The 15379-nt window shown below is 59.5% G+C and carries 8 protein-coding genes and 2 pseudogenes; 2 read left to right on the top strand and 8 right to left on the bottom strand.

Translation table 11 applies throughout. From position 1 onward, the window contains the following. Nucleotides 1-175 precede the first annotated feature (175 nt). Together ACRER8_RS07945 and ACRER8_RS07940 are read right to left on the bottom strand one after the other, a co-directional pair. A complete protein-coding gene (locus tag ACRER8_RS07945) occupies nt 176-2128 on the bottom strand; it encodes a hypothetical protein (RefSeq protein ID WP_431745789.1) in 1953 nt (650 codons plus the stop codon). Between the two features lie 256 nt (nt 2129-2384). Next, the gene (locus ACRER8_RS07940) at nt 2385-3347 is read right to left on the bottom strand and encodes a zinc-binding dehydrogenase (protein WP_431745788.1); all 963 of its coding nucleotides are present in this window, start codon (nt 3345-3347) and stop codon (nt 2385-2387) included. A gap of 221 nt (nt 3348-3568) precedes the next feature. On the opposite strand from ACRER8_RS07940, the gene ACRER8_RS07935 reads away from it, so the two are divergent. Both ACRER8_RS07935 and ACRER8_RS07930 read left to right on the top strand, forming a co-directional pair. After that, nucleotides 3569-5650, top strand: a complete 2082-nt coding sequence (locus ACRER8_RS07935) for a carboxy terminal-processing peptidase (protein ID WP_431745787.1) — start codon at nt 3569-3571, stop codon at nt 5648-5650. Nucleotides 5651-5810: 160 nt separating this feature from the next. Beyond that, on the top strand, nt 5811-7604 hold the full coding sequence (locus ACRER8_RS07930) for a bifunctional diguanylate cyclase/phosphodiesterase (protein WP_431745786.1): 1794 nt from the start codon (nt 5811-5813) through the stop codon (nt 7602-7604). 557 nt (nt 7605-8161) lie between these two features. Here ACRER8_RS07930 and ACRER8_RS07925 read toward each other — a convergent pair. From ACRER8_RS07925 to ACRER8_RS07900, 6 genes and pseudogenes are all read right to left on the bottom strand, one after another. Further along, nucleotides 8162-8536 carry a hypothetical protein gene (locus tag ACRER8_RS07925; protein WP_431745785.1) on the bottom strand — a complete coding sequence of 125 codons (375 nt, stop codon included), beginning with the start codon at nt 8534-8536 and terminating at the stop codon, nt 8162-8164. After that, a pseudogene (locus tag ACRER8_RS07920) lies at nt 8533-8721 on the bottom strand (helix-turn-helix domain-containing protein); the annotation flags it as partial. The pseudogene ACRER8_RS07920 and the gene ACRER8_RS07925, both read right to left, overlap by 4 nt. A gap of 65 nt (nt 8722-8786) precedes the next feature. Then, nucleotides 8787-8883 (bottom strand): annotated as a pseudogene (locus ACRER8_RS07915) (transcriptional regulator); the annotation flags it as partial. Nucleotides 8884-9137: 254 nt separating this feature from the next. Beyond that, a complete protein-coding gene (locus ACRER8_RS07910) occupies nt 9138-9587 on the bottom strand; it encodes a YkvA family protein (protein ID WP_431745784.1) in 450 nt (149 codons plus the stop codon). Nucleotides 9588-10002: 415 nt separating this feature from the next. Further along, complete coding sequence (locus ACRER8_RS07905; RefSeq protein ID WP_431745783.1) at nt 10003-10794, bottom strand: FKBP-type peptidyl-prolyl cis-trans isomerase; 792 nt, start codon at nt 10792-10794, stop codon at nt 10003-10005. Between the two features lie 300 nt (nt 10795-11094). Beyond that, a complete protein-coding gene (locus tag ACRER8_RS07900; protein ID WP_431745782.1) occupies nt 11095-15201 on the bottom strand; it encodes a molybdopterin-dependent oxidoreductase in 4107 nt (1368 codons plus the stop codon). Between the last annotated feature and the right edge of the window lie 178 nt (nt 15202-15379).

Raw genomic sequence — 15379 nt, 5'->3', positions numbered from 1 at the left:
CTTCCTCCTTGAGTGGTTTTCAGTCCATTGGCGACGTACTGCATGATCCCGGCCGACGGTCCTTCTCCACGTGTTGATGACAGCAGGTTTAATGCTTGAACAGACCGAGGAACTTATCCAGCATCCCGGTCGATGGGGTCTTCGCAGTGGGCTCAGTGAGACTCGTCGCCGAGCGCTACTTAGATGAAACAGGGTCCGGGCCACACACCTCGCCAGAGGCATAGGTCCGGGTGATCTTGACGACATCGGTGCGAGATCGCCCGACCGTACCGCTGGTTTTATAGAGGGTGTAGCGGGCCGTGGCCGAACCGTTGTCCTCCATAGGCGCGATCAGCGTGTCGAAGGGCAGCACGACATGATCGAAGCCATTGCTGGCCTCGGCGGCGTCCAACGTCCTGGAAAAAGTCGCGAAAGCCCCCGGTATCGGAGCGGTGCCATTAAGGTTTTTGCAGCCTTGCCACGCCAGTTCGATGCGGTCGCCCGCGGTAAAGCGCGGGTCGCCTGGAACCCTCACCGTCACCCCTTCCCAGAGCTTGGGCTCCGACCCGCAGTTGAGGTAACCGTAAAGGTCGGCATGGGGGAACGACGGCTCGGTCAAGTCTTCAATTACCTCGATATTCACATTGACGTTGGTCTCCAGTGACAGCTGCTGGTTGACGCCGTTATCGGTAAGGTAATAGACCGGCAATGCAGGGTTGATCAGCTCCGGCTCGATGGCCGACCAGGGAATGGTGAAGGAGATCGGCTGGCCGGCGACGTCGCTTGCCTTGACCGTATACTCGGCGATCGCCGCCACTGAGCGCCCCCAGAACACTTCCAGCCGCTCACCGGGATGCGGATCCTGAAACAGCGCAACCGTGGCCGTCGCGTCCAGTCCGAAATCCGCGCCTGTGAGGGTATTGGGTATGTCGGAGTACTGACCGCGTACCTCGATCTTGTCCAGAGTGACGTTCAACAACGCCGGCGCATTGGTGTGATCCTGACCGGCGATGGTCAAATCCACCGGCACCGACACCGGAAGCAGAGCAGGTGTCAGCAGCGTGCCGCGACGTACCTGATAATCCACTTCCGCAGTCATCGGGCCCAGGCCCCTGGCGGTTAACGTGCCCCAGGGCACATAGGTGCGTAGCGGGAATCCCGAGGGCACGACCGGCACTTCGGCAAGCTCGGTACCATCCCAGTCGATGATGATGAAATGGCCGGGCTCGGCGTTGTCGTAGCGATCGATTTCGACCGTCACACCGCCCTCAGAGGTCGCGCCTTCACGGGCATGCTGGCGGTCGATCAGGTCACGGATGGACAACGGAACGCGTGCCGGTTTCAGGTTTTCTGGTGGCGGCGTCAGATCTACCGTGATGGATGACAACACCGAGCGCGGACCTAAATTTCCCGCAAGGTCGCGCAGCCTGTAATACAGATAGCGAATACCCTGCCCGGCCTGCCTGACGACTTGCGCGTTAACCGGGATGATCAAGCGATCGTTATCGATGTCGTCCTGAGTAAACAGGACTTCGCCCTGGACCTTTTCGAGATCAGGCGGCGGGTTGCTATTGCTCCAGTACCATATCGCCACGTCCTTGGCCCGAAGTTCGAAATAAGGCTGAACCGCACACTCCACCTTGCCCTCCCTGGCCAGGTACTCTTCCGAGATCACGCCTGCCAGCTCTGGGGGAAATACTACCGCGCGTGGCTGTTGTCCTGAGTCGGGCGGGGTAAGGTCCACGGTGACGGTTTTTTTCAACGACTCCCGCCCGTCGTTACCCGATAGCGAGATCTTGTATGAAAGTTCGTAGACACCTTCCTCCAGCATCGACTCGAGGACGGCAACCTGTTTATCACCGGGCGCAATAGGTGGCTCGAAAGTGAAGCGGCTCACCTGGATGAATGGGGCGCCTGCGCGTCGCCAAGACAATATCACTATGTTCAAACGATGCTGATCGAACTCCCACTGTGGAATGAGGACCTCCAGATCGGCGTTCAGCGCCGTTCGCGGCAGCAGTCCTCCGGGCTCCTCATTGCCTTCATCATCCTTGAGAATGTCCGGCACGACAGGCGCCCCAAACTCCTCGGTTATGACCCAATGGCCGTTGTTGGTGCGTTGGCTATCGGCCTGAAACAGATTGTTCATGCGACATCATCCTTGATTCTGGTACCGGCAGCGGAACCTGCTTGAACTCAATCTCCAAGCTCGCAGGCAAGGCTCTCGTGTGCTGAGTTGCGATTGATTAAGCGCCGATTTGTGCGAGTTGGGTACTGTCAGAAATGACAGGTTTTGCGACCGTTCGTCGGTTCAGCAAATGCTTTTAGAAGCACTGAGAGTGGCGTCGCGATCGGGTCGATCACGACGCAATGAGGTGAGACGGGTTGGGATGGAACGGCAGGGCTCAGGTCAGATCGGAATCGATCACCAGAACCACCTTGCCCGATACCTGATTGGTCGCCAACTCCGCGTAGGCCTCTTCAGCCTCGCTGATCGGAAAACTGCGCGCCAATTGCGGCTTAAGGCGACCCTCAGTGAACAGCGGCCAAACCTGCTGACCCAGGTCGCTCAGCAGGTCGGCCTTGAACTGATCGTCACGGCTGCGCAGGGTCGAGCCCAGAATCTGAATGCGCTTGCCCAGTACCTGAGCGAAATCCACCTCAGCCTTTCGCCCGCCCATCAAACCGATCAGCACCAGGCGCCCGTCCGTGCCCAGCACTTTCAGGTTAAGCGCGGCATAGTTGGCGCCTACTGGGTCGAGAATTACGTCGAACGGTGCGAAATCGCTCAGCCCATCGAGACTCTCGTTGCGGATCACTCCGCCCTGTGCACCCAGCTCTTCGCAGTACGCCAGACGCTCGGCCGAGCCGACGCTGACCCAGCACGGGCTGCCAAACGCCTTGCAAAGCTGAATGGCGGCTGAACCAACTCCACTTGCTCCAGCGTGCAGCAACACTTTTTCGCCAGGCTTCAGACCCGCGAGTTGAAACAGGTTGAGCCAGGCCGTTGCATAGACCTCCGGAATACCCGCCGCTTCATGCAGCGACAGACCCTCTGGTACGGGTAAAACATGCCGTGCGTCGACCACCACTTCTTCAGCCATCGCCCCGCCTGCAACCAGCGCACAGACGCGGTCTCCCACCGTCCATGAGGTGCCGGAGCCGACTTCGGCGATCACTCCGGAACACTCCATGCCAAGGATTTCCGTGACGCCCGGGGGTGGTGGATACAGACCTGCCCGTTGCAGCAGATCGGCCCGATTGAGTCCTGCCGCAGCGACCTTGATGCGGACTTGCCCTACATCAAGCGCTGGCGATGGCTGTTCAACCCATTCCACATGACCTTCAACGCCTTGCAATGCTTTCACGGTGCCTCCATAGTGAGTCTTGACTGAGCCCGATGCGCTTCATGGCGCACGGGCTTTTTGCATTATGCGACCGGGTTTCGCATCAGGTTGGGTGAATTACGTCACGAGCGACGGCAGTACAAGGTAGCCGAGCGCAGTTGTTTTTCACGGAGCCCGAAAGGAACCGGCGACCTCAAAGACGGCCTAATATGCGTTATCAATTGTCCCCGCGTCGAATCAGCATGAAGCATTTTTTACCCAGCACCACCCTTGCATTACTCATTGGCCTGGCTGCCCTGCCAATGTCCGCCAGTTCGTTCGCAGCCAACAGCTGGGACAATCTTCAGCCTGATCGCGATGAAGTCATTGCGAGCTTGAACGTCGTGGAGCTGCTCAAGCGCCACCACTACAGCAAGCCGCCGCTGGACGACAAGCGTTCGGAAATCATCTATCAGAGCTACCTGAAACTCCTCGACCCTGCGCGCAGTTATTTTCTGGCCAGCGACATCGCCGAGTTCGACAAGTGGCGTTTTCAGTTCGACGACTTCCTCAAGAGCGGCGATCTGAATCCGGGATTCACTATCTACAAGCGCTATCTGGACCGCATCAAGTCGCGTTTGGATTTCGCGCTGGCCCAGTTGGATAAAGGCGTCGACAAGATCGACCTGACCACGCAGGAAACCCTGCTGGTCGACCGCAAGGACGCGCCATGGCCGAAGAACGAAGCCGAACTCGATGACCTGTGGCGCAAACGCGTCAAGGACGAAGTGCTGCGCCTGAAGATCGCGGGTAAAGACCCGGCGAAGATTCAGGAAACCCTGACCAAGCGCTACAAGAATCAGCTCGCGCGTCTGGGCCAGACTCGCAGCGAGGACATCTTCCAGGCGTACCTGAACACCTTCGCGATGTCCTACGACCCGCACACCAACTACCTGTCGCCTGACAGCGCGGAAAACTTCGACATCAACATGAGCCTGTCGCTGGAAGGCATCGGTGCCGTCCTGCAAAGCGATAACGACAACGTCAAGATTGTGCGTCTGGTTCCGGCCGGTCCTGCCGCCAAGACCAAGCAGGTCGCCACCGCCGACAAGATCATCGGCGTCGCCCAGGGCGACAAGGAAATGGTCGATGTGATCGGCTGGCGTCTGGACGAGGTGGTCAAGCTGATCCGTGGCCCGAAAGGCTCGGTGGTGCGTCTTGAAATCATCCCGGCGAGCAACGCGCCGAACGATCAGACCACCAAGATCGTGTCGATCACTCGCGAAGCCGTGAAGCTCGAAGAGCAAGCAGCGAAGAAGTCGATCCTGCACCTGAATCAGGACGGCAAGGATTACAAGCTGGGGGTGATCGAGATCCCTGCGTTCTACCTCGACTTCAAGGCTTATCGTGCTGGCGACCCTGAGTACAAGAGCACCACGCGCGACGTGAAGAAACTGCTGACTGAATTGCAGTCGGAGAAAGTCGACGGCGTGGTCATCGATCTGCGTAACAACGGCGGCGGTTCGTTGCAGGAAGCCACCGAGCTGACCAGCCTGTTCATCGACAAAGGTCCGACCGTGCTGGTGCGTAACGCCGACGGTAAGGTCGATGTGCTCGAAGATGAAAACAGCGGTGCGTTCTACAAAGGTCCGATGGCCTTGTTGGTCAACCGCTTGTCCGCCTCGGCTTCGGAAATTTTCGCCGGCGCCATGCAGGACTATCACCGCGCACTGATCATTGGCGGCCAGACTTTCGGCAAAGGCACCGTGCAAACCATTCAGCCGCTGAACCATGGCGAGCTGAAACTGACTCTGGCCAAGTTCTACCGGGTTTCCGGTCAGAGCACCCAGCATCAGGGCGTACTGCCGGACATCGCGTATCCGTCGATCATCGATACCAAGGACATCGGCGAAAGCGCGCTGCCGGAAGCCATGACTTATGACACCATCAAGCCCGCGATCAAGCCGGCGGTAGACCCGTTCAAACCGTTCCTTGCCCAGTTGCAATCGCGTCACGACGTACGTTCGGCCAAAGACGCCGAGTTCGTGTTCGTCGAACAGAAGCTTGCGCTGGCCAAGAAACTGATGAGCGAAAAAACCGTCAGCCTCAACGAAGCGCAGCGCCGCACCGAGCACGCCGACATCGAGAACAAGCAGCTGGTGATGGAAAACGTGCGGCGCAAGGCCAAGGGCGAGGAACCGCTCAAGGAGCTGAAGAAAGAAGACGAAGACGCGCTGCCAGTGGACGACGACAAGACCAAACCCGAAGACGACGCGTATTTGTCGGAAACCGGGCGGATTCTCATCGACTACCTGGGCCTGAGCGGGTCCGTGGCGAAGAAGTGATTTGTCGCGGTCCTGCTCGCCGGCGGTAGCAGATTCGAGATCAGCATCGATGAAAAATGCTGAATGATGGCAAAAAGTCATCAAATAGTCATGAATCTGTCGTGAAATACAGGGGCTTGGCGCCAGGCGTCGGGCCCCTTTTTCTTGCCCCGAGATTGCCATGACCGTGACCGAACAGCTGAGCGCTTTGAGTGCGATCCTGACTCATAGCGACCTGCACAGCTTGTTCCAACCGATTGTGTCGCTGCCGGATCGCCGTATTCTCGGCTACGAAGCCCTGACCCGCGGACCGTCCAACTGCGCGCTGCACTCCCCTATCAACCTCTTCGCCGTGGCGCGCCAGGCCGGTCGCCTGAGCGAACTGGAACTTGCCTGCCGCGAATCTGCCTGTCGCCGCTTCAGCGAGCAGAAACTTGAGGGCAAGCTGTTCCTCAACATCTCGCCCGAGTCGCTGCTGGAGCCTTCGCACCCACCCGGCCGCACCTTGCAGCTATTGCAGCGCTATGGCATCCCGCCAAGCCAGGTGGTGATCGAACTCACGGAACAAACCCCCACCGATGATTTCGAGCTGCTGTATAACGCGCTCTATCACTATCGCGACATGGGTTTTTCCATCGCGCTGGATGATCTCGGTGCAGGCTATTCCAGCTTGCGCCTGTGGTCGGAACTGCGTCCGGACTATGTGAAGATCGACCGGCACTTCATCGATGGCATTCATCAGGATGCGGTCAAACGCGAGTTCGTCGGTTCCATGCTGCAAATGGCCAAGGCCTCCCGCGCGTTGGTGATCGCCGAAGGCATCGAATTGCAGGAAGAACTAGCCGTACTGATCGACATGGGCGTCGAGCTGGTCCAGGGTTATCTGCTATGTCGCCCACAGGAACGTCCGCCCTGCGACGCCCGCACCCTGCTGCCCAAGATCGATCCGAGCGGTGTCGCGCTCAACGATGAAGGCAGCGACCTCAGCGCCCTGCTCAACACCCCGCCGGCCGTGCTACAGACCACGCCCACCGCAACGGTGCTGGAAGCCTTCCGCAAACAGGCCAACCTGAACTCGCTGGCGGTGTTGGACGAGCATCAGCAGCCCGTCGGTATCGTCCACCGCCACTCGCTATCGGACGTGCTGCTGCAGCCGTTCGCAACCGAGCTCTATGCACGCAAACCGATCAGCCGATTGATGAGCGATGACTTCCTCGCCGTTGAGCTGACCCAGTCACTGCAACAGGTCAGCCGGCTGATTACCAGCCGCGCCCGGCAGCGTATAGAAGAAGATTTCATCATCATGCAAAACGGCGCATACCTGGGACTGGGCCGGGTGATCGATGTGCTCAAGCTGATCACCGAACTGAAGATTCAACAGGCGCGCTATGCCAATCCGCTGACTCTGCTGCCGGGCAACGTACCGATCCAGCAGTGCCTCACGCGGCTGCTGCAACAGGGGCGCGAGTCGATGATCTGCTACGTCGACATCGACAGCTTCAAGCCCTTCAACGACATCTATGGTTATGGCCGGGGCGATGAGGTGCTGCTGTGTCTGGCGCAATGCCTGAATGACCGAATCGACCCCAGCCGCGACTTCGTCGGCCACATCGGCGGGGATGATTTCCTGATGGTGCTGGGCGCGGAGGACTGGCGCAAACGCCTGAACATGCTGTTGGAAGCCTTCCAAAACCAGTGCCGCCGCTTCTACCGCGCCGAGCACCTGGAGGCTGGTTGCTTCGTCGCCCTGAACCGCCAGGGCCAACGCCAGGAATTCCCCCTGCTGTCGCTGTCGGTAGGCGTTGTGCACCTGCATCCGCAAGTCTGCAACACGCTGGACGCCAGTCAGCTGGCCGAACTGGCGTCCCAGGCCAAGCATCACGCCAAGGACGTCATCGGCGCCAGCGTGCACCTGATCGATACGCTGGAGATGGAAGCAACGGCGGCGCTGAATCAAGCGATCTCAGGTATGTGAATGTCCGCCGCGCGGCGCAGGATTTTATACGCGCATGCCCTGAAGGAGCCGGCTTGCTGACGAAGCGGTGGGACATTCAATACAGCAATATCAGGCCTGACGCCTTCGCCAGCAAGCCGGCTCCTACAGGCTCTCGGTTCGACGCCGGATTCGCACCGATGCCATTGGCTGTGGCCGGCTCGACGCGAATCTTCATACGCCAAATCCCTTTGTACGAGCCGGCTTGCTGGCGAAAGCGGTGGGACATTCAATACAGCAATATCAGGCCTGACGCGTTCGCCAGCAGCCGGCTCCTATAGGCTCGCGGTTCGACGCCGGATTCGCACCGACGCCATTTGTCGTGGCCGGCTCGACGCGAATCTTCATACGCCAAACCCCTTTGTAGGAGCCGGCTTGCTGGCGAACCGGTGGGACATTCAATACAGCAATGTCTGAACAGACGCCTTCGCCAGCAAATTGATTCCTGCGATGTGAAGACCTTCATGCGCCGCGTGGCCTGCCGGCGGTTCAACGGGGGATATTGATGCGCCCCTCCCGCCGCTCACCAGAAATGGTGTTTATTCACGCTTAATCTCTTCCGGATATTCGAACTCAAACACCCGCGCCACTTCCGCGGCGTGCCAGGAGGCTGCGGCGACGCCGTCGGAGGGGCCGGAGAAGCGGTTCAGGCGTTCGGCGCACTCGAAGAAGCCGGTGCGTGGCAGGCGGCTGGCGCCTTGGCTGATGACCAGCGAACTGCGCAAAGGCTGTTCGGCGCGGGCGTCGAGGGCGGCGAGGTGTTCGAGGGCGGCGGTCAGGGTCTGCATCGCCGGGGTCGGCAGTTGCAGGCGTTCCAGCAGCGCGCGATAGGTCACCAGATGACGCTGCTTACGCGCCAGATCAAGCTCTGCAAGTAGGGCTTCCCAATGCTGACGGCTGATGCGCACGCTCATGGCTCACCTCGCCAGCCGGGCACACCCAGCTCCCAGGCCAGACTTCGCCGAATGGCCGCATCGGGCTGACGCGTGCCGTTCTCGATCAATTCCAGATAAGAAGGACTGATGCCGACAGCGCGCGCCAGTTTGGCAGCTTCAATACCCTTGGCTTGGCGTAGCGCACCTAGCTGGTCGAATGACGGGAAATCAGCGGATGCAGAAGCGGTGGCGTCGGCGGACTGAGCAGCGGGTACTGAAATTTGCGGCTCGGAAACTCCGGCCGCTTGCAACAGGGCCTGATACTGCGCCCACGGCAGGACCGCGTACTCTGGCTCTCCATCGCGAGAAATAACCTGAAGATCCATACCACCCCCCCTGTAGGACAAAAAGCCGGCTCTTGTAATCTTTTTTTCTTGATATTGGCGGCATCTTAACAGCGGATGAGGCGCAAAGGCGTACGCCCAACCGACAGAGTCTTTACTGGAACGACGTTTTTTATGGGGATTGAGACAGATTGACGATAACAGCGGGCCTGCTTCGCCATGTAGCAGCATGGCATGCCTGAGGGCGCCAGACTTATGCCATGCCAGCATATTGATGTGCCGTGACCAAACGGGTGTTAATCCTTCTTCTCCCGCTCCAGCAGTTTCGGCGTTTCAGGCAGTCGCTCGACCACCGCCAGCTTTTCCGGGTTCTGTCGCTCACGCCAGGCGCGAAAAGCATTGAGTTCGGCATCGAGATTCTTCATGACCCACGCCAGCACGGCGATGTCATCGAGCATGCCCAAACCTGGAATCCAGTCGGGAATGGCGTCAAGCGGGCTCAGGAAATACATCAGCCCTGCGACCACCGACAGGATTGCCTTGCCGCTGATGGCCCGATACTCGCCGCGCCAATACGCCAGACACAACGCCTGGAGCAGTTTCAGATCGTCCTTGAGTTTGCCCAGCCGGTTACCTTCGCTGGCGGCCTTGCCTGCCACGGCGAACAACAACGCGGGCAAACGGCCCGCCGCCATCAGGCGTTTGGCCATGGGAAGATAACGAATGAAGTTCCAGGGTGCTTTCATATTTCACTCCAGCGATATCGATAAAAATCGACCAATCGGTCAATCGCCACTGATGAAGAACCCAACCAGGAAGCGCCACCCTGTACGCACGAAAGGTTATCCACACAAATTGTGGATAACCTTGTGAACAGAGCCGCTTTGCGGCCCTGAAACGCCCGCACTATCGGGCCCTGGCTTAAATCGCGCGTTTTTTACTCACATAAGAAAACGCAGAAATTCGTTGACTTGAGCGCTTGTCGAGACTACCGGATGCACATCGAAACCTGACGCATCAATCAACAAATCCCGATATTCGCTCGATCCGTCAACGGTATTGGGACTGTATGTGCCCTACCCCGTTCGATTTTTTTTCGACAAAAATGAAAATGCCCCGTCGAGACGGGGCATTTCGTGCAAGCGGTAATCGGCGTATCGATTACTTCTTGGCTGCAGGCTTGGCAGGTTCTGCTGCCGGTGCTGCTTCTTCTTCCTCATCCGCACCAGCGGCACCAGCGGCGTCGTTACCGGCAGCGGCTGGATCCTTGATGCCCAGCAGTTCCAGGTCAAAGACCAGCACCGAGTTGGCCGGAATCATCGGGCTCGGGCTTTGCGCACCGTAGGCCAGATCGCTCGGAATGTAGAGCTTGACCTTCTCGCCGACGTGCATCAATTGCAGGCCTTCGACCCAGCCAGGAATCACACCGCTGACTGGCAGATCGATCGGGCTGCCGCGCTCGACCGAGCTATCGAATACCTTGCCGTCAGTCAGCTTGCCTTCGTAGTGAACGGTCACGACGTCAGTCGGCTTGGGCACCGGGCCGTCGGCTTTCTTGATGATTTCGTATTGCAGGCCGGAAGCCGTGGTGGTCACTTCCTTGCGCTTGCCGTTTTCTTCGAGGAATTTCTTGCCAGCTGCTGCCGACTCTTCGCTCATTTTGGCCATGCGTTCTTCGGCACGCTTTTGCAGATCGCCGAAGGCCGCTACCAGCTCTTCATCCTTGAGTTTCTGTTCTTTCTTGCCGACTGCGTCTTCGATACCGAGCGCTACGGCTTTGGAATCCAGGTCGTCCATGCCTTCCTGAGCCAGGCTTTTGCCCATGTTCAGGCCGATGCCGTAAGAGGCTTTTTGTGCCGAGGTTTTCAGCTCAACGGTGCTGGCTTGCTTATCGCAGCCCGCGAGTACCAGACCGACCAGGGCAATCGCCGCTGCCAACCGATGCTGTTTCATCCTGTTTCCTTGTTCATGCGCCAATAGGGCAAACGAGTAAAGCCGCGAGCTTATCAGGCCGCCGCGATCAATGGCTACCGGCATGAGAGGGGGAAAAGGCAGATAAGTTCAGGTATCAAAAGGTTTTCTCGTTTGATCGAGAAAACCGTTCAGTTTGGGTTCAGGCGCTCGGCAAAAATCATTCGATCGCCATATCCGTTGTATGAGCGCGCTCGCCCGCGATGCATTCGCCAGTAACCGCCAGGACGTCTGACAGAACACGATCGCGGGTAAGCTCGCTCCGGCGGTGTCGATGAAGATTCAATAAACATCCCGCACATACCGCTTCTGCTCGGCCAGATAACGCAAATGCTCAGCGGCATCTTCCGCACTCAGGCCACCGTGCTCACTGATGACCTGGCGCAGCGCCTGATCAACGTCTTTGGCCATGTAGGTGGCGTCGCCACAGATATAAAGCTGAGCGCCTTCCTGCAACCAGCTCCATACTTCGGCGCCCTGCTGCCGGATGCGATGTTGGACGTAGACCTTTTCCGCCTGATCCCGGGAAAACGCCAGACTCAAACGGGTCAGCAGTCCGTCCTTGTGCATCCCTTGCAGCTCATCGCGGTAATAGAAATCACTCGCCGCGTGTTGCTCACCAAAGAACAGCCAGTTGCGCCCGCGATCTCCACGCATTCGCCGCTCCTGCAGAAACGCGCGAAACGGCGCTACGCCAGTACCCGGTCCGATCATGATCATCGGCACGTCACCATCGGCGGGCGGGCGAAAGTGGCGGGTCGGTTGCAGGAAGATCGGCACTTGGCCGTCATCGGCGCGATCGGCGAGAAACGTCGACGATACCCCTTTTCGTTTGCCGTAACGCACGGTGGAAACCGTCAGGTGTACCTCATGCGGATGCGCCTTGGAACTGGAAGCGATGGAGTACAGACGCGGTTGCAATCGCTTCAGCGAGTCAAGCAATTCCTGAGGCTGACACTGGGTTTTGCAGGCCTGCAGCACATCCGCCAACTGCCGCCCCCACAGCCAGTCCTTCAATGCGTCCTTGTTCGCCTCGGCAAGCAGCGTCTGCAGTTCAGGATGACGGCTGCGCTCTGCGATCAGATTTAACGTGTCACGGTGTGCCCGGGCGATTTCGTAGTGCTCGGTCAGGGCCCGATGCAGCGGCATTTCACCGACTTTATCGACCTGCACGACGTGCTCGCCATTCAGCCCGGTCAGCGTCAGCAATTCGTCCACCAGCGCCGGGCAATTGCGCGGCCAGACGCCCAGCGCGTCACCCGCTTCATATTTCATCGCGCTGCCACCCAGACTCAGCGCGAGCTGCCGTGTGTCCTTGCTTGAGCCTGCGCCGTTCAGACGGTTGTTGATGACCAGCTTCGACGACAGAGGTCGCGCACGACTGGGCACCTCAGCCAAGGCCGTGGCAGGCCTGGGTTCAACGCTCGACGAGGTTGAGTCCACTGTCAGCGCGCGCTGTAACTTGTCCAGCCAGGCGTCGGCGGGCACCTCATAATCGGTGTCGCAATCAAGCCTGGGCAGCAACGGCGAGGCACCCAGCGCTTGCAGCCGCTGATCGAGGTTTTTGCCATGCTGGCAGAACTGATCATAGTTGGGATCGCCCAGTGCCAGCACCGCGTAGCGCAGCGACTCAAGACGCGCCTGACGGCTGCTGAGAAAGGACCAGAACGGTTGGCCATTATCCGGCGCGTCGCCGTCTCCGAAGGTGCTGCTGATGAGTGCCAGATTGCCGACCTTGTCTAGCTGCTCCGCTGAAAATGCCGCCATGTCGCTGACCGTCACGGCGATACCGGACTCACGCAAGCGGTTACCGAAGCGTTGCGCCAGCGCTTCGGCATTACCGGTCTGCGAGGCCCAGAGCAACGTCAGATCGGCCTTGCTCTGAGCCGGGACGGGACTCTCCTGGGCCGCCGCCGACAGCTCATTTGCGCTGCGATTGAACAGGCCTGCCAGCAGCCCATCGAGCCATGACCGCGTACCGTCGGCAAATGGCGCCGATTGAGGCAGCACCGGCACATCATCGGCAGGGGCCGATTGCAGTGCGGTGAAAAAACCAGATAGCCAGGTGCGCTGCTGATCATTCAGTTCCGGGGCAGGCACCTGCGCGATACCGGTGATTCGAGCAAAGGCAGCGAGACGCGACATAGCAGGCTCCTTGGTATGCAGGACGGTCGGCGGCACGGGGTCCGAGGCTTGATCCGCAGCCTCGGGTGTTTCAAGAAAACGATGGCCGATCAGGTCGAGTTTGCGCAGCGCCACCGCACAGAATTTGAATTCGGGCTGTTGCGAGACCGGGTCGACGGCGTCGCTGGTGACGGCGTTGATTGCCAGGTTCTCACCGTACACATCGTTCCAATGAAACGGCGCGAAACAGTTACCCGGCCGCACTCGATCGGTGACCACCGCCGGCAGCACGGCGCGTCCTCTTGCCGAGCGCACTTCGACCGCGTCCTTGGCGGCGATGCCAAGAGCGGTGGCATCGTCCGGGTGTATTTCTATGAAAGGCCCGGGGTTAAGTCTGTTCAGGGTCGCGACTTTGCCGGTCTTGGTCAGGGTGTGCCAATGATGCTGTACGCGGCCGGTGTTGAGCACCATCGGAAAGTCTTCGCCGGGCATCTCGGCAGGCGGCATGTGCGGGCGCGGCAGAAAGACTGCCTTGCCGTTCTCGGTGGCGAACACGATGGCTGGACGCTGGCCTCGCTCATCCAGTTTCAGGGTCTGACTTGTCCCATCGTTGAGGTAACGAATCGGATTGCGCGCGGCGTCGGAGTCGGGTGCGCAGGGCCATTGCAGGGACCCTTCACGCAGCCGCGCATAACTGGCGCCGCGGATGTCGTAGCCGGTTTTCGGATTCCACGCCTGTTTGATTTCCTCGAAGACATCCTCGGCCGAGCGGTAAGTGAAAGCCTCGGCGAAGCCCATTTCACAGGCCACGCGGGCGATGATCTGCCAATCGGGCAAGGCGTCGCCCGGCGCATCGACCGCTTTTTGCGTCAGGTTCAGATTGCGCTCGGAATTGATCATCACGCCTTCGGCTTCGGCCCACAGCGCGCCGGGTAACAGGATGTCGGCGTAGCGGTTGGTTTCAGTGTCGAGGAAGGCATCCTGGGTGATCACCAGCTCGGCGGCCTGCAACCCTTCGATGACTGAGGCGCGGTTGGCGACGCTGGCGACCGGGTTGGTGCAGATGATCCAGCAAGCCTTGATCGTGCCAGCGCGCATCTGCTTGAACATATCGATGGTGCCACCACCGGATTTCTGCCCGAGAGAGCCGTGGGGGATCGACCACATTTCTTCTATATAGCTGCGATCCGCTTGTGCCAGCACCGAGCGCTGTCCGGGAAGTCCCGGCCCCATGTAGCCCATTTCCCTGCCGCCCATGGCATTGGGCTGGCCTGTGAGGGAAAACGGACCGCTGCCGGGGCGGCAGATTTTCCCGGTCGCCAGATGCAAATTGCACAGCGCGTTGGTATTCCAAGTGCCGTGGGTGCTTTGGTTCAGGCCCATGGTCCAGCAGCTCATCCACTCCGGTGCCTGGCCGATCATCTGCGCGGCCTGACGAATATCTGCTTCTGCCAGACCGGTGATTTGCGCCACGTTGGCGGGGAAATAATCGGCGAGGAAGTCGGGCATGGCATCCCAGCCCTGGGTGTACGAAGCGATGAAGTCTGCGTCGATGTCGCCGCTTTCCAGCAACAGGTGCAACAGGCCATTGAGCAACGCCAGATCGGTGCCGGGTTTGATCTGCAGAAACAGGCTGGCCTTGTCCGCCGTGGCGCTGCGCCGGGGGTCGACGACGATCAGCTTCGCCCCGGCCTTGACCCGATCCATCATGCGCAGGAACAGGATCGGGTGACAGTCGGCCATATTCGCGCCGATCACGAAGAACAGGTCGGCCTTGTCGAAGTCGTCGTAAGAACCCGGCGGGCCGTCGGAGCCCAACGAAAGTTTGTAGCCGCTCCCGGCACTGGCCATGCACAGCCGCGAGTTGGACTCGATGTTGGGGGTGCGCACGAAGCCCTTGGCGAGTTTGTTGGTCAGGTATTGCGCTTCCAGGGACATCTGCCCGGAAACGTAAAACGCCAGCGCATCGGGGCCTTCGCGATCAAGGATCGCGCGCAGGCGCTGTGCGGTTTCGCTGATGGCGATATCGATGCCGGTGCGCACCGGATCCTGGTTGCGCTGATGACGCAGGTACGCCGATTCCATACGCCCCGATTCGGCGATGGCCTGGCCGCAGGTTGTGCCTTTGGTACATAGGCGACCGAAGTTGGTCGGATGGGTCTTGTCGCCGGTGACCTTGATCACCCGATTGTTTTCGACCTGCATGACGATGCCGCAGCCGACACCGCAATAAGGACACACACTCCGCACGCTGTTGCTCGCCATATCCACTTTCCCGAAGCCAAAAAAAGACGCCCTGTTCCCCACCGCTTAATAAAAAACGGGGAGCACACGGCGCCTTTGTCGTGAAGATGGCAATCGGCGTTGACTGCCTGTAACAGGGTCGTTGCAAACCGCAGGCCAGCGTCAATGACATGGGCTGTAGCGGCACGGATTGGCGGCG

The sequence above is a fragment of the Pseudomonas sp. genome, assembly GCF_050739935.1.
Classification (GTDB): Bacteria; Pseudomonadota; Gammaproteobacteria; order Pseudomonadales; family Pseudomonadaceae; genus Aquipseudomonas.
Note: the sequence above shows the minus strand (reverse complement) of the source record. Positions and strands in the feature narration are given on the sequence as shown.

Coding starts and splice junctions, on each gene's coding strand:
- ACRER8_RS07930 (WP_431745786.1), top strand. CDS start 5,811: ATGACCGTGACCGAACAGCTGAGCGCTTTGAGTGCGATCCTGACTCAT.
- ACRER8_RS07935 (WP_431745787.1), top strand. CDS start 3,569: ATGAAGCATTTTTTACCCAGCACCACCCTTGCATTACTCATTGGCCTG.
- ACRER8_RS07900 (WP_431745782.1), bottom strand. CDS start 15,201: ATGGCGAGCAACAGCGTGCGGAGTGTGTGTCCTTATTGCGGTGTCGGC.
- ACRER8_RS07945 (WP_431745789.1), bottom strand. CDS start 2,128: ATGAACAATCTGTTTCAGGCCGATAGCCAACGCACCAACAACGGCCAT.
- ACRER8_RS07910 (WP_431745784.1), bottom strand. CDS start 9,587: ATGAAAGCACCCTGGAACTTCATTCGTTATCTTCCCATGGCCAAACGC.
- ACRER8_RS07925 (WP_431745785.1), bottom strand. CDS start 8,536: ATGAGCGTGCGCATCAGCCGTCAGCATTGGGAAGCCCTACTTGCAGAG.
- ACRER8_RS07905 (WP_431745783.1), bottom strand. CDS start 10,794: ATGAAACAGCATCGGTTGGCAGCGGCGATTGCCCTGGTCGGTCTGGTA.